A 20,917-nucleotide genomic window follows, 5' to 3' on the forward strand; every position below is an offset into this window, starting at 1 on the left:
CCTGCGGCGCATTCGAGGGGTCGTCCACCTCAGCGTGATTTCTTACGCCGACGAAAAGCAAAGAACAAAGAATGACCCCAAGACCAGAATACACATGGCCTCTAGAGGTTCCTTGGATTTGTGTATAAGAGACTGCCCCTTCGCAGGGGAGGGAGTAAACCACCACCCACTGGCACTGTCTCTGACTCATTCCTGGTTTTTTGCTTTTGGTCGGCGTAAGAAATTATGCTGAGGAATCGGCGGTCTCCCGAATGAGCGGCAGGGACGCCGCGAAAGCCAGTGCCGCGCCGGGAGCGCGTCACTGGCGGTTCGACAGGAGAACGCCGGTTCCGAAGGTACCGCACAGCGGCATAATTTCAGCCGAAAGCCAGGGTTCTCAGGGCTGCGGCGACTGAGCGCCCTGAGTCGGGCGCGTGCTGCGACGTGGCATAAAAATACCTTTCTTCTCGCGCACGAAATAACGCTGGGCTTACATATAACGTTATCGGTAAATTTGTGACTAAGAGACAGTCCTGCGAAGGGGGAGATTACAACACCTTGGTCAAACCGATACTCTTTTCAATCACCACCAGGGTAATTACCGCGACGAAAATAAATATCACCGAAATGGCGTTGACCGCGGGGTCAAAGGTCTGGTCGATATAATTGAAAATCCTCACCGGCATGGTGACCGTCTGCGGCGCGGTGAGGAACAGGCTGACCGACACCTCGCCAAACGAGGTCACGGCGGCGAATACCGCCCCCGCCACCATGCCGGGTTTGATCAGGGGCAGCGTAACGTGCCAAAAGGTATACAGCCGCCCCGCCCCGAGACTCATCGACGCGTCCTCCAGACGGCGATCCATGGAAGCCAGGCTGACGCTGGCCGTGCGTACCGTATAGGGCAGCGCGACGATGACATGCCCCACCGCCAGCCCGGCAATCGTGCCCGCCATGCCCGCCGCGGTGAGCACATAGAGCAGCGCGATGCCCAGCACCACCTGCGGGATCATCAGCGGCGAAAGGATAAAAGCCTGCAAGGCGTCGCGGAACCTGAATTGCAGCCGCGCCAGCGCATAGGCCGCGCCTGTTCCCAGCAGCACGGTGATCGGCGTGACGATCAACAGCAGCATAACGCTGACGTTAAGCGCCTCTCCCCAGCCGGGATTTTCCGCCAGGGCGTAGAACCAGCGCAGCGAAAATCCCCGCGGCGGGAATTGCGGATAGGCATCGGGACTGAACGCCGACAGGGCGATAACCAGCACCGGCAGCGCCATAAACAGATAAATAATCACCGCCGTCGCCCCCGCCAGCAGGGTGAGCCAGCGGCCGTGCGCGGCGGCGCGCCTATTGTTAGTGACCATAGGTTTTTCTTTCCCAGCGTTTAAGTATTCCCCCGGCGAAAAACGCCACCAGCAGCGTGGCGAACAGCAGCGTCAGCGACAGCGCGGCGGCCAGCGGCAGATTGGCGATCTGCAACGCCTGCTGGTAGATGGCGATCGGCAGCAGCGGCTGCAAACGTCCGCCAATCAGCAGCGGCGTGATGTAGCTGCCGGCCGCCAGCGCAAAGACGATAATAAAGCCGGTCAGCATGCCCGGGATCGTCAGCGGCAGGACAATGCGCCGAAAGGTTTCAATCCGCCCCGCGCCAAGGCTCATCGACGCCAGTTTGAGATTGGGGGCGATCTCATTGAGCGAGGTGACCAGCGGCAAGACGGCGAACGGCAGCATCACCTGCACATAGGCGATGATCACCGCGGGCATATTCCACAGCAACGCCAGCGGCCGGGGAACGACGCCCGCGGACACCAGCAGGTCGTTGATCAGTCCGTTCTGGGCCAGCAGCACAATCCAGGCAAAGGTGCGGATCACCACGCTGGTCAGCAGGGGAGAAACCAGCACCACATACAGCAGGGTGCGCCATCCCCGGCCGCGCACCGACACCAGCAGCCACGCCGCCGGATAGGCCAGCAGCAGGCACAGCAGCGCGGTAAAGAGCGCAACCCACAGGGTGGTCCATAAGGCGTGCAGATAGTCGGGCGAGGTGAAGACGATCAGGTACTGCGACAGGCCGTAGCCGGGCAGCGGTTCGAGCAGGCTGTCGACGTTGCCGAGGCTTTGCCCCGCCAGCAGCGCCAGCGGGGCCAGCAGAAACAGCAGCAGGAAGAGCAGCGCCGGCGTCAGTAAAGCCCAGGAGAATCGCCCGGCGCCGCGGGAATATGACTTTACGCTCATCGCGCCTCCGCCTCATTGGGCAAGGCGATCACGTCATCGCTGCGCCAGCTCAGGGTAAACGGCGTGCCCGGCGCGGGGATGGCGTCGAACTGCCCGTCGGCGCTATGCGCCAGCAGCTCGCCGCCGCCGGGCAGTGCCAGCCGCAGCCGCATAACGGCGCCGGTATAGCTGGCCTCCCGCAGGATGGCCGGCGTCCGATTGACCGCCTCCGCCGACGGTTCCGTCGTTATCCGGATGCGCTCCGGACGCAGCATCAGCCCGGACGGCGCATCGGCCGTAGGCTGCTTGACCCGCAGACGCAGCGGCCGATCGGCGGCGGAAAAATGCCGCTGCGCCACAAATTCGCCTTCGTCGCCCGCCGCACGCACGTCAAAAAGATTCGCCTGCCCGATAAACTCGGCGACGAAACGGTTGGCGGGTTGCCGGTACAGCGTCAGCGGCGTGCCCACCTGTTGCAGGCGCCCCTGACCGAGAATGCCGATGCGATCGGAAAGAGTGAGCGCCTCTTCCTGATCGTGGGTGACCAGAATGGTGGTGATGCCCACGCGCCGCTGCAAGGCGCGCAGTTCATCCTGCATCTCTTTGCGCAGTTTGGCGTCGAGATTCGACAAGGGTTCATCCAGCAACAGCACCTGCGGTTCGATAGCCAGCGCGCGGGCGATCGCCACCCGCTGCTGCTGACCGCCGGAGAGCTGATGGGGCATGCGTCCGCCGAGGGCCTCAAGCCTGACCAGCTCCAAAACCTGTTTCACCCGGCCGGCGATAGCCTTGCGCGGCAGCTTTTTCACCTTCAGGCCGTACGCCACATTGTCGAACACCGACAGGTGCGGGAACAGCGCGTAGTTCTGAAACACCATGCCGATGGCGCGCTGATACGGCGGCAGCGGCGTAATATCCCGGCCGCCGAGCGACACCGCCCCGCGGCCGGGGGCGAGAAAACCGGCGATAATATTCAACAGGGTGGTTTTGCCGCAGCCGCTGGGGCCGAGAAGGGAGAAAAACTCCCCCTGCTCAATCTGTAGGCTCACGCCGTCCAGCGCCACATGCTCGGCAAAACGGCGTTCAATATCCTCGAGATACAACCAACTCATTGCCCTCCTCCGAGCGTCTTGCTCCAGCGGGCGGTCCACTCCGCCAGCTTCGGCGTCGCCGTGGCGTAGTCGATCCAAATCAGCTGGTTATAGGCTTCCTCCCCCACCTGCACCTGGCTCTTCAGGCTATCGCTGTATTGCACCTCTTTGTTGGTCATACCGTAGAGCGATTTGTCGGAGAAGGCTTTTTGCACCTCGGCGCCGGAGAGGTAATTCACCAGCTTATAGGCGTTGGCCAGATTGGGCGCGCCTTTGGGGATCGCCCAGTTCGCCGCCCCCACCACCGGACCGTCCGACGGATACACAAAGTCGATTTTCAGCCCCTGCTGTTTCAGGGCGAAAACGCGGCCGTCCCAGTAGGGCACCACCCAGGCATCGCCGCGCTCCAGCAGCGTCTGGATGGCGCCGGGGCTATCCGGGAAAGCCACCGCCTGGCCTTTCAGCTCGGCCAGCTTGGCGAACGCCTTATCCACGTCGGCGCCGTTTTCCAGCTTGCCGCCGAGGGCGTGCACCAGTCCGGCGAAAAATTGCAGCCCGGCGGCGTAGGTGGGCGACGAGATGGCGACGTGGCCCTTATAGGCCGGGTCCCACAGATCCAGCCAGCTTTTCGGCGCATGCGGCACCAGATCGCTGCGGTACGCCAGCCCCAACTGGCCGAGGCTGAACGCGGCGGCGTAGGTTTTGCCCTCGCTGACGAAGCGCTGCTGCACCGAGGCGTACAGCTTGTCCAGATTGGCGATGTGCCGAGCATCCAGCGGCTGCAGCAGACCGGCGGCTATCGCCCGCTGAATGGTATCGGGCTGAAATACCACGATATCATACGGGGCGCGGCGGCCTTTGGCGGCGCGCAATTTCGCGAACCACTCGGCATCCGCCCCGGCCACCACGGTGACTTTGATATTGTTTTCCTGCGCGAACCGATCGAGACCGGCGCTGCGGATATTCTTTTCCCAGTCGCCGCCGTACACCCCGATCACCACGCTGTCGGTCGGCGCCGGCGCGTCGTCGGACGCCGCCTGGCCGGCAAACGACGCCAGGCCGATGGCAAGGGAAAGCAGTAACCGTTTAAAGGGCAGTTTACGCATAGTATGACTCCTGGCTGATTAGTCGGTGGATAGTCTGTTATTGGCTTGTTGTAGCGCCAGCAGCCGCTGCGGCCACTGTTGCCGAATACGCTCGCACATCTGCGGATCGGGCGCGACTTGCGGAAAATCCGCCGGCAGTTGCGCCAGAATGGCGGCGTAAAACTCCCGGCGCAGCCGGCTGCGTTGGGAAAGCGGATGGGCGTAAAGCGCCGCGTTGAGCCGGTCGAGGGAGTCGCTGTCGAAGATCTGCCGCCAGTTGTCCCAGTGCGCGCCGCGTGAAGAGTTCTGACGTATTGACTGGCGCGCCCGCGCCGTCGCGGCGACGTCGATCTGCAGATTATTCAGCACCACGCCGTACAACTCGCGGGCGGCGGCGGCGCTGACCAGTCCCAACGCCACGTCGCGCGTCACCCGTTCGGCATCGCGCAAAAAGGGATCGCCCCAACCGCCGCCGCCGGCGGTTTGCAGCAGGATTTCATCCCCGCGCTTGACCGGCAGCAGATCGATCTTCCCCAGCGCCCGCGCATCGTCGCGCTGCGCATTGAGGGTCAGGCGCGTCGCGGCGCCCGGCAAGCCGCCCTGCGCCCCCCAGGGCTGGAAGCGCAGGCGCTCCATGCCGCGCGCCAGGATCAGGGTGTCATCCTGTAAAATCCGCACGCGGATTTGTTGTCCGCAGCCGCCGCGCCACTGTCCGGCCCCGGCGGAATCGGCGCGCAGGGCGTATTCGCGGATCTCGACCGCCGTTTCCGCTTCCACCATTTCGACGGGATTGTTCGCCAGATTGGAGATACTGTTATCGCGTCCGTCCACGCCGTCGCAGCCAAAGCGTCCGCCGCCGCCGCCCACCATGGGTTCGATAACCTGCACGTTCTGCCCCCGTTCGCTGCGCTGCGCCACCACCAGCGGGATGATGGCGCCGCCGCTGGCCGCCGGCATAATGTCGGGCAATGCCTGTCCCAGCACGCCGTTGAGCACGTCATTGATGCGCACCGCCGCGGCGTGGCGGACGCCGACGGCGGCGGGATAGAGCGGGTTGACCAACGAACCGGGCGGCGCGAAAAGGGTAATCGGCGCCAGCAGACCGGCGTTGAGCGGCACGGTTTTGTCCAGCGTACACACCAGCGCCAGGATGCGCAGGGTCAGCCAGCTATGCACCTCGCCGTGGCTGGGAATATTGATGGCGGCGGCCACCTGCGGATCGGTGCCGCTGAAATCCAGATGGATGTTCCCGTCATCCACCGCGATTTTCAGCGCCAGTCTGACCGGCAGGCCGCTGCCGGCTTCATCGTCGAGATAGTCCGAGAATTGGTAATGGCCATCGGGGATGCGCCGTAACGCCTGGCGCGCCCGGCTGGCGGAATAGGCCGGCAAATCCCGCTGCGCCGCCAGAACGCCGTCCGCCCCATGCCGGGCGACGATGCCGGCGAGACGCCGACGCCCCGCGGCCAACGCCGCCAGCAGCGCCTGAAGATCGCCATGGTTGGCATCCGGCGTGCGGCTGTTGGCGCGCAGCAGCAGAATAATATCCTGATTGAGCTCGCCGCCGCGCACCAGTTTGAGCGGCGGGATTTGCAGCCCCTCTTGAAACAGATCGCTGTTGGTCGGCGAAATGCTGCTGGGAACGTTACCGCCCACGTCGGAGGCGTGCAGAAACGCCCAGCCGTAGGCGATAATTTCGCCCTGATGAAAATAGGGTTCGATAACCTGCAGGTCGGGCAGATGGGTCGCCAACCCGCGGGAGCGGTAGGGATCGTTGGTAAGGATGACATCGCCCGGTTGCAGCGCGCCCACCGCCTGAATGGCGGCCAGGCAATTCAGCCCCACAAACCCCGACACGCCAATGCCGCGCGGATAGGCGAAAAAACGCCCGTCGCGGTCAGCCAGCGCGCAGCAGAAATCGGCGGTCTCTTTCACGTACAGGGTTCTGCCGGTGCGCTGCAGCGTATGGCACATCTCCTCGGTCAAGGCGGTCAGTTTGTTGTTGAGTATTTCGAGCGTCACCGGGTCGAGTTTCATACCGCTGGCTCCTCCTGCTCCGCCAGGCGGGAAAGATGTAAATTTCCCAGCCGGTCGGTAGTGGCTTCCCAGTGCGGCAACACCAGCACGGTGGTATCTTCCTGTTCAACGATGGCCGGGCCGCTAAAGCGGTCGCCGGGGCGCAGCGCCGCCCGCTGATAGACGCGGGCGTTCAGCCAGCGCTGCTGCAAAAACACCGGCCGGCGATGATAAACCGCCGGGGCATCGCCCGCGTCGGCCGCCGTCGCCGACAGGGCGGGCAGTTGGCCGATCAGCGACAGCCGCAGCGTGGTGAGGTCAATCTCCGCCCCGTCGTCGCGAAAACCATAGCTCCGCTGATGCCGTCGGTGAAATGCCTGATGCAGTTGCTCCACCGTCAGCTCCTCCACGGTCAACGATGCCAGGGCGGCGCCCTGCGTATCCGCCAGCGCGATCTTCAGCTCATAGGCCTGCCCGGCATAGCGCATATCGGCGGCGATATTCACCCGCACGGTGTGCGTCAGATGGCGGGCGCTCGCGTTGAACCATTGTTCCGCCTGGGTAACCAGTTGCCGCAGGGTGGCGTTGATTTGCGGCAGACTGTTCGCGCTGACTTTCACCCGTAAACTGCGCACGAAATCGCGGCGCAGGCTGGCGGTGGCCGCCCCCTGAGCGCAGAAGGTTCCGGGGCGCGCGGGGATAAGAATGCGCCTGATGCCGGCCTCTTGCGCCAGAAAATTGGCGTGGGTCGGGCCGGCGCCGCCAAACGGCACCAGCGTGAGCGCCGCGGGCTCCAGCCCGCGCTGCGCCAGCGCTTTAAGCATTTCGGCGGCCATTTGCGCGGTGGCCACGGCCAGCGCGCCGCTGGCGGCGCGGGCGACCGCGTCCTCCCCGCTGAATTCAAGCCGCGCCGCCACCGTCGCCAGCGCGGCCCGCGCCTTTTCCGTGCTGAGCGGCATCGCGCCGCCGAGAAACGACGCCGCATCCACAATGCCGCACGCCAGATAGCCGTCGGTCAAGGTCGCCTGCGTTCCGCCCCGGCCGTAGGCCGCCGGTCCGGGATCGGCGCCGGCGCTTAACGGGCCGACTTTCAGTACCCCGTAGTCATCCACCGAGACAATGGAGCCGCCGCCGGCGCCGATGGCCGACACGCCCACCACCGGCAGCACCAGCGGTAAACCTCCGATTTCGGTGCGCGTGACCATTTCCGCCTCCCCGCCCTGCGCGATGGCGATATCGCTGCTGGTTCCCCCCATATCAAAGCTGATAATGTCGCCGGCGTCGCAATCCGCCGCCAGCTGCAGCGCCGCCGTCACGCCGGAGGCCGGGCCGGAAAGCAGCGTATCCACCGGGCGGCTCAGGGCGGAATCCAGCGGCAGGACGCCGCCGTTCGATGCGCTCACCAGCAGCGGCGCCGCGATGCCCAACTCCTCGATCAGGGACGCCAGACGGGTAAAGTAACGGCTCATCAGCGGCTGAATATAGGCATTCAGCCCGGCGACCAGCGTGCGTTCATACTCACGGATTTCCGGCCATAGCGCCGCCGCCGACAGAACGTTGATATCCGCGTCGTGCAATTTCCGCCTCAGGATGTCGGCCAGGCGCTGTTCTTGCTGTGGATTGGCGTAACCGTTAATCAGCATCAGGGCGACGGCGCTGACGTTTAGTCCACGTATTTCCCCGGCCAGCGCAGCCAGCTCCGGCTCGCCCGGCCAGTCGGTCACCTCGCCGGCGGGATTGAAACGGGCGCTAATTTCCAGCACCCGGTCGCGCGCCACAAACGGGGGCTCGCGTCCGGCATGGAAATCAAAGGATGAGGGCATACGGGCGCGGCCGATCTCCAGCACATCGCGAAAGCCGCGGCTAACCACCAGGGCAATGGGCGCGCCCTGGCGCTGAATAATGGCATTAAGCCCCAGGGTGGTGCCGTGCAGCAACAGCGCGACGTCGCGCGCCCGCAGGCGGCTTTGACTCAGCAACTGGCGCAGCCCCTGACTGACCGCCAGCGCGGGATCCTGCGGCACGCTGGGCTGCTTATGATAGAAGAAGCGATCGCCGGCGGGATTGAACAACACGAAATCAGTAAAGGTGCCGCCGACATCAATGCCGATGCGCACCCCTTGCAGGGGCTGGTTAAGACTCACAGTACCCTTTCTCCTGGTTTGAAAGACAGGTAATGGCATTCATCGCCTGACAAATAATTTTTATCGTTTAATAAGCGGTGAGCGGGATCCTGACGGGGCCTTATCGGCGGATCGCTAAACCAATACGGTTGGTGACGACAGAGGATGCTAACAGCAGGAAAAGTTAAATCTAAATAACAAAAATGATAATAGCTATTAACTTATTGGAAATAGAATTAACCATTTCGGCCCAATAATAGCCTCTGCCGCTGCGGGCCGAACCTGACGGAGGAACTTGGGTTGCCGTGCGTCGCCGCACGCTTGGCGGCGCATTATGCTACACTGCGCGCTGACAATTTTTCCCGCTGCAACGAGACTTTCTACCGTGGCTAAATCGACGCCGACCCCTTTACCTCCTGAGTTCCTCTCCGCCATTCAGGCCGTTATGCCCGCTCATCTCTCCATGGATGAGTTTATTGCCACCTGTCAGCGGCCGTTACGCCGCAGCATCCGCGTCAATACGTTAAAAATCGACAGCGCGGCGTTTTTAAAGCTGGTGGAGCCCTACCAATGGCGTCTGGAACCCATTCCCTGGTGCCGCGACGGTTTCTGGCTGCTGAACGCGGATGATGATGAAACCCTGCGTCTGGGCAATACGCTGGAGCACCTGAGCGGCCTGTTTTACATTCAGGAAGCCAGCTCCATGCTGCCGGTCGGCGCCCTTTTCCACCATGACGCCGCGCCGCGGCGCGTGCTGGACGTGGCGGCGGCCCCCGGTTCCAAAACCACGCAAATCGCCGCCGCCATGGATAATCAGGGAGCGATTATCGCCAATGAATACTCAGCCAGCCGGGTGAAAGTGCTGCACGCCAATATCAGCCGCTGCGGCGTCGGCAATACGGCGCTGACCCACTTTGACGGGCGGGTATTCGGCGCGGCGCTGCCCGAGTATTTCGATGCGATCCTGCTGGACGCCCCCTGCTCCGGCGAGGGCGTGGTGCGTAAAGATCCCACGGCGATGAACCACTGGTCGCCGGAAAGCATCGCCGGCATCGCCGCCACGCAGCGCGAGCTGATCCTCAGCGCCTTTCACGCCTTAAAGCCCGGCGGAGTGCTGATTTACTCCACCTGCACGCTGAATGCGCAGGAAAATCAGCAGGTGTGCCGCTGGCTGCGGAAAACCTTTCCCGACGCCTGCGAATTCGAACCGCTGGACGACCTGTTCCCCGGCGCCGAACGAGCGGCGACGACGGAGGGATTTCTCCACGTCTTTCCGCAAATTTATGACAGCGAGGGGTTTTTCGTGGCGCGCCTGCGTAAAACCGCCAGCGTGGCGCCGCTTCCCACGCCTGGTTATAAAGTCGGGAAGTTTCCGTTCTCGCCGCTGGGCGCCAAAGATCGGGCGGCGGTGATACAGGCGGCGCGGCAACAAGGACTTGGCTGGGACGACGAACGGTTACAGTTGTGGCAGCGCGACAACGAAATCTGGCTTTTCCCCGCCGCATTGGCCTCCGCATTCGGAAAAATCAGATTCTCGCGCATCGGCATCAAACTGGCGGAACGCTTTGCCAAAGGCTACCGCTGGCAGCATGAAGCCGTTATCGCGCTGGCAAACCCCGACGCCGCTCACGCCTACGCGCTCAGCGATCGGCAGGCTTGCGAATGGTTTCAGGGGAAGGACAGCTACCCGGAGCCGACGCCCTCGTCCGACGAACTGCTGCTCACCTACCGGCACAGCCCGGTGGGCCTGGCCAAGCGCATCGGCAGCCGGATAAAAAACAGCCTGCCGCGCGATCTGGTGCGCGACGGCGCCTGCTGCGCCGCAGCGGATAGGCGCTAAAACCCCTGCCGCATGCAACGCCGTCAGGTGGCGATAAAACCATCCGACGGACCGGCTGCTCCTCACTTCTCGCTGATTCTCATCTACAATTGCCTACATAGCGAAAATAAAACTGCAACGCTATTAAGCAAAATTTGAGAGTTACGAAAAATTGAGGACGTTATGTTCGCACTGGTGATATTTGTTTGTTATCTCGGCAATGGTTGCGATGAACTGGTGATCGGCGCGTATAACACCGAAACCCAGTGTCTCAAGGCCATGAAGGAACAGCGCTTACGCCGCGCCGGGTGTTATCCTATCGAAGAGTTTATTGATGGTTTCTGGTTGCCCGCCCAGGAATACGCCGACTTTTAATCCGCTTCCGTCCCGCCGTTACCGACACACGCCAAAACCGCGCATGCCCAGATGAAAATGGTTGGCGTGGGCGGCGTTGTATTCCGGCCCCAGCGCATTGCCGAAGAAAGCGCAGCTCTGTTCAAAGGTGGCGCGCAAATAATCGCCGCGCGCGTCCGTCGCCCGCCACTGATTCAGTACGCTGATACGCCGCCCGTCCGCCAGACGAAAGGCGGAAATATCCCAGGCGTCCGCGGTGGCGTGTTCGCTTAGCCGCCCTTCGGGACGATGATAAATATTGCGGCAGGCGAAGCTGCCAAGATGATCAATGCGCGCCAGCGCCGCGCCCAGCCGCTGCGCCTGCGGTATCGCCGCCTGGGTGACAAACATGGTGCTGCTCAGCGCCAGCGGGCAGCTGGCCAAAAAGCCCGAATTGAGGGTCACGGCGCCAAAACGCTGCACGCGCACCGGGGAAGAGAGCGGGCACTGTCCGTCAATATCCCCCGGTAGGCTGAAGGTGATGCGCCCCTTATCCTGCGCCTGGCGCAGCGCCGCCAGACAGGCCGCCGGGTCATCCGCCAGTTGCCGCAGCTTGAAGCGGGTCACCAGCGTCGGCGGGTCGTCCACCGACAGCGGCGCGAAAGGATCGTAGCCGGGAGGAAGCTGGCGCTGGATCCAAGGCGCCAGCGCAATCAGGCTCCCCAGAATGACTAATACGACCAGCAGTCCCCGCATTGATTTCGCCGTCCCCGTTATTACATGCCTTCAACAATAGTAGGCGAAATCCGGCGCATGTCATCCCGCCGCGGGAGGCGGAGCGCTAAACCGCTATGGGGCGAACGCCGCCGGCGCCATGCCCAGCGATATGCCCGCATCGACAATCTTTTGCCACTCCGCATCGGAAATCACTATGCCGGCGGCCCGCCGCTGCGCGCGGGCATTGAGTTCCGGCTCGCCGGCGATCAGGATCGGCTGCGCGGGGTCCGGCGCCCGCGACGAGCGGACATAGTCCAGCATCGCGTCGTACTCCTTCTGCAACCACGCCATCGACACCATACTGGCGGGATCGATCACAATGGTGGTCATATTGTTCACAATCACCCCCTGGCGCGGATTTTCCGGCTGAATGGTGCCGCCGCCCGATAACAGCCCGGCCAGCAGCTCCGCGGCCAGCACCAGCCCGCCGCCTTTATGCCGCGCAATGGGCTTTAGCGCCCCCTGTTTTTCGCCTTCCCACATCACCCGCGGATCGTTGGTGGAAACGCCGTCGCCGTCGATCATCACCTCTTCATCAAATTTTTTGCCCGCCAGATAGGCGACGCGGGTTTTGCCCAGCGCCACGATGCTGGTGGCGAAATCGAGCACAAAGGCGGCGTTATTTTCGCTTTTCGGAAAGGCGATGCAGATGGGATTGGTGCCAAAACGCGCTTCGCTGCCGCACCAGGGCGCCACAATCGGATCGTGATCGTTGACGTTGACGAAATGAATCGACACCAGCCCCTCCTCCGCCGCCATCTGGCCATAGGTGCCGATGCGCCCCAGATGACAGGTTGACGACAGCGTCATCAAACACACCCCGGTGGTCCTGACGCGCTCGATCGCCGCCTCCATCGCCTCTTTGCCGGTACGCTGCCCGAAACCCCGATCGCCGGTAAACTGCAACACCGCGCCGCCGTCGCGGATCTTGCGCGCCGGGGTGTTGGGATGCATCTGGCCCTGCGCGATAAAGTTTACGTAATGCGGCAGCATGCCCACGCCGTGGCTGTCGTGCCCTTTCAGGTTGGCGGCGACCAGATGTTGCGCCACGCAGGCGGCCTCCGCCGCGTCACAACCCGCTTGCCGCAACAGCGCCCGGGTAATATCCAATAAGCGACCTTCTGAAATCTGCATCTCTCTTCCTTTCACCCTGTTTAAATAAGTAGGTTATCTGCCGACGTTTATCCTACTGCTGAATTTATCGGCGTTAAAACTTTTAAATAAACAAATGGGTCCAGGCGGAAAATCAAGCGATGGCGCACTTAAGGCTGCGCCGTCGTCCGTACCCGCGCGTTTCCCGCCGGCCGCCCGGCGGTAAACCACGGCAGGCAGAGCTGAATCAACGGCCCGATGGTCAATGCGTACAGCACCGTCCCCACGCCGACCGTGCCGCCCATCAGCCAGCCCGCCAGCAGCACGCTGACCTCGATGGCGGTACGCACGCGCCGCACCGGCCAGCCGGTACGGGCGTTGATACCGGTCATCAGACCGTCCCGCGGGCCGGCGCCGAAACCGGCGCCGATATACATCCCGGTGGCCAACGCATTGACCACCACCGCGACGATTAACAACGCGCTGCGGGCCATCAACGACGTCAGCGGCGGCATCAGCGCCAACGTCGCGTCCGCCGCCAGCCCCAGCACAATCACGTTGCTGACGGTTCCCAGCCCGGGCCGCTGGCGCAGCGGGATCCACAACAGCAGCACCAGCGCGCCGACGATGATCATCACCATGCCGATATCCAGCGAGAAGATCGCCGCCGCGCCGAGATGGAACACATTCCACGGGTCCGCCCCCAGGTTGGCGCGCACCAACATGGCGGCGGACACCCCGTATAACACCAGACCGATATAAAGCTGAACCAACCGACGAACCATTCTCTTTTCCTTAATACGCCACCGCGTTGTGGCTATACCTTTACGCAAAATGGACTTAGTATTAAGGTCCAGTTTTTATAAAGTGGACCATTATATATGGCACAGCGCAGAATAGGCGCCCCGTCGCTGCTCCGGTTACTGGGGCGCTGGCATCAGGATCTACCGCGTACCCCGGTCTATCGCCAGTTGGCGGACGGACTGCGGCTATTAATCCTTGACGGCCGTCTGCCGTTGGAGAGCCGTCTGCCCGGCGAACGAGAGTTGGCCTCAGCCCTCGAGATCAGCCGTACCACGGTGGCGACGGCGCTGGCGCAGCTGCGCGAGGAGGGATATCTGGCCAGTCGCCATGGGTCCGGCTCGGTGACGATGCTGCCGGAAAAGGGTTCGAGCGCCGCCGCGCTGCCCGCCGGTGCGGCACCGACGCTGGACCTCTCCACCGCTGCGCTGTGCGCCGGTCCGGAAATTCATCGGGCTTATGCCAGCGCGCTGATCGCCCTGCCCGAACATCTTGGCACCACCGGTTACAACCAGCAGGGGCTGCCGGAGCTGCGCCAGGTTATCGCCGGGCATTATGCGGCGCGCGGATTGCCGACCAGCGCGGAGCAAATTATGGTGGTGAACGGCGCGGTTAGCGGTTTCAGCCTGATTCTGCGACTGCTCACCGGTCCCGGCGATCGGGTGGTGATTGATCATCCCACTTATCCGCTGGCGCTGGCGGCGATTACCGGCGCCTCCTGCCGGCCGGTATCGGTAAGCCTGCCCGAACGGGGCTGGGACACCGCCGGGCTGGCGGCGACGATCGCCCAGACCGCCCCGCGCCTCGCCTACCTGATCCCCGACTTTCATAACCCTACCGGGCGCTGTATGGATGCGGCGACCCGCCAAACGGTAGCGAATATCGCCGCCCGGACGCGCACCACCATCGTGGTGGATGAAACCATGGTCAATCTGTGGTTTGACGCCCCTCCGCCGCCGCCGCTGGCGGCGTTCGACGGTGCCGATCGGGTCATTACGCTGGGCTCCGCCGGGAAAAGTTTCTGGGGCGGTCTGCGCCTGGGCTGGATCCGCGCGCCCGCCCGCACCATCGCATCGTTGGTGCAGATACGAAATACGCTGGATTTGGGTTCGCCGGTGCTGGAACAACTGGCCGCCATCGCGCTATTTAACGAGGCGGACCATTTTTTGCCGCAGCGGCGGGAAACCCTGCGACGGCAGCGCGACGCTTGCGGCGCGGCGATTGAGGAGTTGTTCCCGGACTGGCGGTCGCGCCCGCCGGAAGGCGGACTGTCCTGGTGGATAGAGCTCCCCAAACCGCTGGCCACCATGTTCGCCGCCAGCGCCGAAACCATCGGCATCCGCATCGGCGCTGGTCCGCGCTTCGGCACCGAGGGTGCTTTCGAGCGCTTTCTCCGCCTGCCGTTCGCGCTGGAAGCGCCGCAGATGTACGCCGCGCTGCAACGCCTACAGCCTCTGTGGCAGCACCTGGCGCAGACCCGGGGCGACAGCGGGCGCGCAACGGTGGTATAAGGCGAAAAAAGCGCCGGATAACACTTTGCGATAAGTTAGAATGACGGTTATTTCTGACCTGGGCCAATAATTGCACGCATGAATACACCGTTAAGCGTGATCGCGACGCTCTAAGAACACTGGGGGGTATCGGATTATCGCCGAATGCGACTGGCAGCCCTATACAAACTATTCGAGCGTGGTCATGTATCTGCCGCTTTCCGGGTAGGGTATTGAGATTGCCCCATCAAAAACGGGCATCTTTACCGACATTCAAATATGAATGGAGTAAATTATTTATTTACCAGTTGATCAATATCCAATTTTCTATGCTGATATAAAGCAAAGGTTTACAATGCTTACCATAACAATAGAAATTCAGATAATGACCTGCATTATGGCTCAATTTTTTCTGCCAGCTACCTGAAGCTGGGCAGGAGTGCAAGATCGATTTATTTCAAGTAAGTACGACTAAAAAACATTGACGAATATCTCAAAAATATTTGCTGGGCAGATTCATACAGGAAGACAACCATAATTTACTAACAAATAATTACCTCGGTGGGAGGGATGAATGGAAAGTTTTAAGTCTCGGCTCAAAAACCACATTGAGCATGTCAAGAACGTCCGCGAACACTGTACTACAGAGGAAACAACCAAGCAGGCATTGATTCTACCGTTCTTGGATATTTTAGGCTTCAATGCATATGATCCGCAAAAAGTAAGGGCCGAATATGGTGCGGATTTTCCTGGGGTAAAAGCAGGTGAACGCGTTGACTATGCGCTATTTTGCCAAGGCGTCCCCGTCATGTTTATCGAAGCAAAATCCTACCGAGAAAAGATAGACAACCACTGCCCTCAACTTTCACGATATTTCAACTCCACTCCCGAGGTTACCATTTCAGCCATTACCAACGGCGTGGAATGGCGATTTTTTACTGATCTGAAAGAGAAAAACATTATGGATCCGACACCGTTTTTGCGGATACGGATGGATGATGTTACAGATTCAGATTCAGAGCAGTTATTTCGCTTCCGGCATGATAAGTTCAAACCAGAAGCTCTGCGCACCTTGGCCGAGGAGAGTGTTTACATATCGGCATTTGTGAAAGTTGTTAGCACCAGCCTTAAAGAGGTTGATGCTGAGTTTGTGCGCTATGTAGCTGGACGTGCAAATATCGGACGCCAGCTAAATCAGCGGTTTATTGATTCGATAACGCCTTTAGTGCGACAAGCCGTCGAGCGCTCGGTCAGCGCAATGGTCGTGTCTGGTTTATCCTCCAAGTCGCCAAGTACGGAGGAGGTCGTTAGCAACAATGTGGAAGAGACGGCTTTTGTGGACGAACGTTCTGATATCACCGATCCAGGTAACCCAAATATCGTCACTACCTACAATGAACGGGTGTTATTTGAGAAGATTGCATCAATAGTTGGATCGGAGTATGAACTGCAGCCAAAGGATACCGAATCCTACTACTCCGTACTGTTTCAGGGTAAAACGAACCGCTGGTTGGTTCGCTATTATGACAAAAAAAACCGGCCCTCAATTCAACTGCCTATTGATATAACGCCAATTACCTGCAATGAAATCAAGAGAGCGGGACTTGAATGTGATAACAATAGAATTTTCATAGAAAATCCAGAAAACGTGCTGAGGATATCCGGACTAATACTTGATTCCTTGCAGTACGTACAAAACGATAAGAACTTTCGCAAACGTCGCTCATAATAAAATAACCGCTTTTCGTCAGTTCTAATCCATTCTCCATCCCACTTCGGTGGGATTTTTTGTGCCTGAAATTACCGCACTACCATTAAGTAAAGAACCAATTTATCCCAATAAACACCGATACCTGACCAAATGGTAAAGTCATTAAACGCGCTATTGATTTTATTAGACGACGCTTCGGTAATTCTGACGGCAATAAATACTTTCAGTCAGCATGCCGGCGGGATTTTTGCCTGTTAACCGCTCTGCCGTCCCGCTCCCCAGGGATTGATGATAGGCACGCCCGTCGGCTCGAAATCAGCTACATTACGGGTGACTACTGTCATGCCGTGAACAAGGGCGGTTGCCGCGATTAACGCATCACGCTCGCCGCGCTTATCAGGAATATGAAGGCGGGCACACCGTAACGCCACGGCGGTATCGACAGGCAACGTGCGCCCGACGAACTCCGGCAGTACGTGCTGCTCCAGCCACGAATGCAGCATGGCTCCCTGCGTGGCGTCTCGGCGCTCAACCGACAGAATGCCCATTTCCAGTTCCATGATGGTGATGGCCGAAACAAAGAGATCGGCGGCATCAACGCTTTCCGCCCATGCCGCCACGTTCGCATCAGCCTTGCCAGCCTGCACTTTTCTCAGTTCGGATACCACATTCGTATCAAGAACGTACATCATGAGAAATCAGCCGCCTTAGCTTCGATGATCGCTCGCGGCGGCTCAAATTCGATGTCCGCAATACCCGGCATAGCCAACGCATTAGAAATGTTGCGACGTTGCTTTGTCAGCCGTTGATATTCATCGATGCTAAGTAGCACATGCGCCGGTCGGCCGCGATCCGTAATAAATACCGGGCCATTCAGCGCCGCCTTTTTGGCGCGGGTAACGTCCTGATTGAGTTCTCTACTGGATAAAGTCGTGATGGTCATAGCAGTACCTCCTGCTTGATGCAACTCGTAGTAACGTTACTACAAAATGGATAGAGGTGCAATAATAGGCTACTGATGCACTTTTGGAAATTAGTGGCAACAAAATGGCGGCGGAGTACGTCACAGGATGATATGGGATAGAACACCGAACGGTTAACTTACTGATTTTTAATATAACCCATTGTATCTTAAAAGGTTATAAAAAAAGACCGAATACGATTCCTTTATGCGCCAAATAAGGGCTATCTCGTTGAATAACATAAATTATTCCACTTATACAGTCTAAAAATACATCAAAAAAACCGTCTCACCCTATCCTTTAAAATCAAATACATGTTAGATTTTTCGTAAATCGACGAGAAAATTTCGGGCGCAATTTATGCGAAAAATTGATTATCACGGAACGACAATCTGCGTTTTAGAAGACAATGACATGCTGACTGAGTGCCCACTCGGCGCATACGCTGTTGTTGAAGATTCAGGTTTTTACGTCGTAGTTATCGTCGGAGAGACCGAAGCTGCAGCAATTCACATCGATCCTGTTCCGACGCTTGAGGATGCGCTCGACATTATTGCCGAGCGGCACACGTTTTTTGCGTGAGTATTACAGTGCTGTTAGCACGAAATTCTCATTCGTGAAAATGTACTCAAAGTATTTATCGTTGATAGTGCTGTGCCAGCGCCAACGCAGGCCCAATTGTTTCCCGTAGAAAGATGAATAATCCTGCTGTTGGACTTTAAAGTATTGATACCCCCCGCTTGCATTCCACCCCAAGAATGTTTGTCTGTCGAGGAGTGTGGGGTTTGATGTTTGTAATGTCAGGTACGCCCCTGTGCTGGGTATTAATGCTGACGAACTGCCACTGTCGTATTTCACGCCTATGGCTGTAGGCTGGTTTGAGCCAGTAGAAAACATATCAACAGGGACGACCTCCCCCGTCTCTACGACGATGTAGTCGTAGTACGACCAATCCACATCTGTTCCAATACTGTCTAAATTACTCAGCAATGGGATTCGAACACTATTCGCAATCCACGACAGGCGGTTTGTCGTTTCAGATGCATTCCCCTGCGTCAATGTGAGTGTTGTGGCGTTGGCAATATCGTAATATGCGGATGGGTCTTCATATTCCGTATAGCTGGGGAATACTTTTTTAAACGTTCCGTTGTCATTGATCCAGGCGGCAGCAACAGATTTAAATTCTCCGCCGTCATTGACATTCAGAGCCGAAATAAGGGCGAAAACGCCCCCTTCTGTTTTGCGATAAATCGGCATGATTATTCCTCGATCTGATACCAGATATGGCCCGCAGCGTATCCCGTTGCGTCGGTCGGCGCGACGTCGGCCGATATTGTGTAACTCACCCCGAGATTCTGGCGTGACTGCGCTACGTCGGCGACATCAGCGAGGTTTTGGCTGGCTTCCAGAAAACCGCCACCTTTCACCCACGTACCGAAAACCATCGGATTGGTGCCAACATCAACACAGTAGCGGTGATAAACGTCGGTATTGTTGTACGGGTAATACACCTGCCGAATACCCGATGCGGTTGTTTTGATAACGTCCAGCATGCCGGCCAGCGCAATGGGATAATTACGGGCGAGCGTTGCGTTACTCGTCAGCGACTGGAATTCGCGCCCCGGCGTCAAAACGGTGTTCAGGTCCGCAGTTCCGAGCGATTCCGTGGACTGCGGGACAGCGCCGACATCGCTGGCCGTCAGGCTATCTTTCGTCGCAAGTTCGCCCAGGTCCAGAGCGTCCCGCGCTTCGCTCTGCGCAGTCGCGCCGGCGGCGGCAATCTCAGAAAGATTGTTTTCAATCTGGAGATAAACCTCCGGCACTTCCTCTTCTGTCGCCGTAATCGTTACCAAGGCTGTTACGCCGGAACTAGCGCCTGTAAGGGATAGCGTAGCTGTACCCGCTCCGCTAATTGTTAATGTGCCGGCGGATGATAGTGCGGCAACTGATGCGTCAGAGGACGCGGGATTAACGGATTCTGTATAACCGGCTGGCGAGTACGCAATAGGGATGTTGTAGGTATTCCCAGCGATAAGCTCCAGTGGTACGGTTCCAATGGTAATTGACGTGAGATAAATATGCTGCGTCACCGTAGCTGTAGCGGTCAATCCGGTTGAAATACTGGCAATAATCGTTTGCGTGCCGCTCTGGCCCGCCGTAGCAGTATACAGCCCGTTACTGTCTATGCTGCCCAGCGTTGGATCGGATACAGCCCACGACACCGGATAATCGTCAGCGAGCGATGCTGGTAGAACGGTTCCGGTGAATTGCCGCGTCGTGCCTGCGTTAACTGTCACGGCAGCCGGTGTGATAACGATAGCTGTGGGTGCCCCAGTCCCTTGCTCGGATTCGGCCTGATCGGTTTTTATAATGTAATAAAGACCGATATCAGCGGGGTGCATGCCACCATCGTTTATGGGTATAAGATCCCCAGTATCGATACTGTCAGATGCATTTTGCCGCGGTACCGTGTTCTCTGCTATTCCTTGCCACTCTCCTGAATTGCCTCGCGAATAGTAATTTTTCCCTCCCCATTTAGATAAATCACCACCACTTTTTGAAATGCTTCTACCGGATATAAAATCCGCGTCGTCAGCTCCATATCCACTATCGGCTTGCCACTGCCCAACAGGGTGATAATGTTCCCAATCAGCCTCTCTCAGTGTTCCTACCGGGTTGCTGTCGCTGGCGCCAATGACATAGCGGTCATCTATGTTTGGTACGCGTCCGTCCGGATACTGCAGTGCTAAAATTGGGTTCAACTCAACATCAAATGACTGTCCGTTACATCTCAACTTCCCTTTCGGGATTAATGATTCGGGTCCACCCCAGAGGGTTATTTCACCGATACCAGTTAGATACGGCGTCAACGCAGTTTTTAGTTGGTCGTCGAGATAACTGGCGCCAGCATGCAAGCGTCTGGGCGTAATAACTTGCTCGCTACCCTCGCCCGCGATCGCCTCCGCCTCGGTGGCCTCGCGCTGGATGTACGGCTGCCATTTCGTCGCGTCAGCGCCCGGAGTCGCCATGTTGTTGCCGACGAGAGACAGATACAGTGCGCCGTTGTATTCGACGACTACACCGGCGTCATACGCGAACGCTGCACCGTTGTTGTTGGCCGTTGTGATCCACTCGGGGTATCCGTTGGTCTGGTACTGACGAATCGCGCCGGTGATAGCATTCAGCACCGTATTCATCGCTTCACGTTCAACCGGCTTCGCGTTGGCGTCTGCCGACGGGTCTTTGGCGTAGTCAGCTCCCCATCCCGATGGATAGCTCACACTGCCGTCGCTGGCGGCGGTTTCGGGAATAGTCTGGGTATCACCGTTCGACGCGAACGGAACACGGAAAAATTTCTGATCCATTTATTGAACTCCAGAAATGAAAAAGGCCGCTAAGGGGCCATGGGAGATTTTGATTTGGT

The 20,917-nt window shown here is 59.0% G+C and carries 18 protein-coding genes; 5 read left to right on the forward strand and 13 right to left on the reverse strand.

What is annotated here, in order from left to right:
• Positions 1 to 527 precede the first annotated feature (527 nt).
• Genes EH206_RS12100 through EH206_RS12125 form a run of 6 tightly spaced genes read right to left on the reverse strand, consistent with a single transcriptional unit; the run spans position 528 to position 8,529 of the window.
• Complete coding sequence (locus tag EH206_RS12100; protein WP_009113051.1) at positions 528 to 1,343, reverse strand: ABC transporter permease; 816 nt, start codon at positions 1,341 to 1,343, stop codon at positions 528 to 530.
• Complete coding sequence (locus tag EH206_RS12105) at positions 1,333 to 2,214, reverse strand: ABC transporter permease (protein WP_009113052.1); 882 nt, start codon at positions 2,212 to 2,214, stop codon at positions 1,333 to 1,335. Before EH206_RS12105 ends, EH206_RS12100 begins: the two co-directional genes overlap by 11 nt.
• The gene (locus tag EH206_RS12110; RefSeq protein ID WP_009113053.1) at positions 2,211 to 3,305 is read right to left on the reverse strand and encodes an ABC transporter ATP-binding protein; all 1,095 of its coding nucleotides are present in this window, start codon (positions 3,303 to 3,305) and stop codon (positions 2,211 to 2,213) included. The genes EH206_RS12105 and EH206_RS12110 overlap by 4 nt, the downstream gene beginning before the upstream one ends.
• On the reverse strand, positions 3,302 to 4,390 hold the full coding sequence (locus EH206_RS12115; protein WP_009113054.1) for an ABC transporter substrate-binding protein: 1,089 nt from the start codon (positions 4,388 to 4,390) through the stop codon (positions 3,302 to 3,304). The genes EH206_RS12110 and EH206_RS12115 overlap by 4 nt, the downstream gene beginning before the upstream one ends.
• 18 nt (positions 4,391 to 4,408) lie before the next feature.
• The gene (locus EH206_RS12120) at positions 4,409 to 6,406 is read right to left on the reverse strand and encodes a hydantoinase B/oxoprolinase family protein (RefSeq protein ID WP_009113055.1); all 1,998 of its coding nucleotides are present in this window, start codon (positions 6,404 to 6,406) and stop codon (positions 4,409 to 4,411) included.
• Positions 6,403 to 8,529, reverse strand: a complete 2,127-nt coding sequence (locus tag EH206_RS12125) for a hydantoinase/oxoprolinase family protein (RefSeq protein ID WP_009113056.1) — start codon at positions 8,527 to 8,529, stop codon at positions 6,403 to 6,405. Before EH206_RS12125 ends, EH206_RS12120 begins: the two co-directional genes overlap by 4 nt.
• A gap of 364 nt (positions 8,530 to 8,893) precedes the next feature.
• On the opposite strand from EH206_RS12125, the gene rsmF reads away from it, so the two are divergent.
• Together rsmF and EH206_RS12135 are read left to right on the forward strand one after the other, a co-directional pair.
• A complete protein-coding gene (gene rsmF / locus EH206_RS12130; RefSeq protein WP_009113057.1) occupies positions 8,894 to 10,348 on the forward strand; it encodes a 16S rRNA (cytosine(1407)-C(5))-methyltransferase RsmF in 1,455 nt (484 codons plus the stop codon).
• Between the two features lie 162 nt (positions 10,349 to 10,510).
• The gene (locus EH206_RS12135) at positions 10,511 to 10,702 is read left to right on the forward strand and encodes a YdfD/YebW family protein (RefSeq protein WP_009113058.1); all 192 of its coding nucleotides are present in this window, start codon (positions 10,511 to 10,513) and stop codon (positions 10,700 to 10,702) included.
• Between the two features lie 18 nt (positions 10,703 to 10,720).
• Here EH206_RS12135 and EH206_RS12140 read toward each other — a convergent pair whose 3' ends face one another.
• The 3 genes from EH206_RS12140 to yczE form a co-directional block, all read right to left on the reverse strand.
• Positions 10,721 to 11,416, reverse strand: a complete 696-nt coding sequence (locus tag EH206_RS12140) for an extensin-like domain-containing protein (protein WP_009113059.1) — start codon at positions 11,414 to 11,416, stop codon at positions 10,721 to 10,723.
• 93 nt (positions 11,417 to 11,509) lie between these two features.
• Positions 11,510 to 12,571, reverse strand: a complete 1,062-nt coding sequence (locus EH206_RS12145; protein WP_009113060.1) for a malate/lactate/ureidoglycolate dehydrogenase — start codon at positions 12,569 to 12,571, stop codon at positions 11,510 to 11,512.
• Between the two features lie 128 nt (positions 12,572 to 12,699).
• Positions 12,700 to 13,314 (reverse strand): membrane protein YczE, encoded by a 615-nt coding sequence (gene yczE, locus EH206_RS12150; RefSeq protein WP_009113061.1) that lies wholly within the window; start codon positions 13,312 to 13,314, stop codon positions 12,700 to 12,702.
• Between the two features lie 96 nt (positions 13,315 to 13,410).
• On the opposite strand from yczE, the gene yczR reads away from it, so the two are divergent.
• Positions 13,411 to 14,841 carry a MocR-like transcription factor YczR gene (yczR, locus tag EH206_RS12155; RefSeq protein ID WP_009113062.1) on the forward strand — a complete coding sequence of 477 codons (1,431 nt, stop codon included), beginning with the start codon at positions 13,411 to 13,413 and terminating at the stop codon, positions 14,839 to 14,841.
• 553 nt (positions 14,842 to 15,394) lie between these two features.
• Positions 15,395 to 16,549, forward strand: coding sequence for a type I restriction endonuclease (locus EH206_RS12160; protein ID WP_009113063.1), 1,155 nt, complete (start codon positions 15,395 to 15,397; stop codon positions 16,547 to 16,549).
• A gap of 236 nt (positions 16,550 to 16,785) precedes the next feature.
• On the opposite strand, the gene EH206_RS12165 is transcribed toward EH206_RS12160, so the two are convergent.
• Positions 16,786 to 17,220, reverse strand: coding sequence for a type II toxin-antitoxin system VapC family toxin (locus EH206_RS12165; RefSeq protein ID WP_040343226.1), 435 nt, complete (start codon positions 17,218 to 17,220; stop codon positions 16,786 to 16,788).
• Positions 17,220 to 17,474 (reverse strand): type II toxin-antitoxin system prevent-host-death family antitoxin, encoded by a 255-nt coding sequence (locus EH206_RS12170; protein WP_009113065.1) that lies wholly within the window; start codon positions 17,472 to 17,474, stop codon positions 17,220 to 17,222. Before EH206_RS12170 ends, EH206_RS12165 begins: the two co-directional genes overlap by 1 nt.
• A gap of 379 nt (positions 17,475 to 17,853) precedes the next feature.
• Between EH206_RS12170 and EH206_RS12175 the strand changes: the two genes are divergently transcribed.
• Entirely contained in the window at positions 17,854 to 18,075 is a 222-nt protein-coding gene (locus EH206_RS12175; RefSeq protein WP_040343229.1) for a hypothetical protein, read from the forward strand.
• Positions 18,076 to 18,078: 3 nt separating this feature from the next.
• On the opposite strand, the gene EH206_RS12180 is transcribed toward EH206_RS12175, so the two are convergent.
• Together EH206_RS12180 and EH206_RS12185 are read right to left on the reverse strand one after the other, a co-directional pair.
• Complete coding sequence (locus EH206_RS12180) at positions 18,079 to 18,750, reverse strand: hypothetical protein (protein WP_009112638.1); 672 nt, start codon at positions 18,748 to 18,750, stop codon at positions 18,079 to 18,081.
• Between the two features lie 2 nt (positions 18,751 to 18,752).
• Positions 18,753 to 20,858, reverse strand: a complete 2,106-nt coding sequence (locus EH206_RS12185) for an Ig-like domain-containing protein (protein WP_009113066.1) — start codon at positions 20,856 to 20,858, stop codon at positions 18,753 to 18,755.
• Between the last annotated feature and the right edge of the window lie 59 nt (positions 20,859 to 20,917).

The sequence above is a fragment of the Brenneria nigrifluens DSM 30175 = ATCC 13028 genome, from assembly GCF_005484965.1.
GTDB lineage: Bacteria > Pseudomonadota > Gammaproteobacteria > Enterobacterales > Enterobacteriaceae > Brenneria > Brenneria nigrifluens.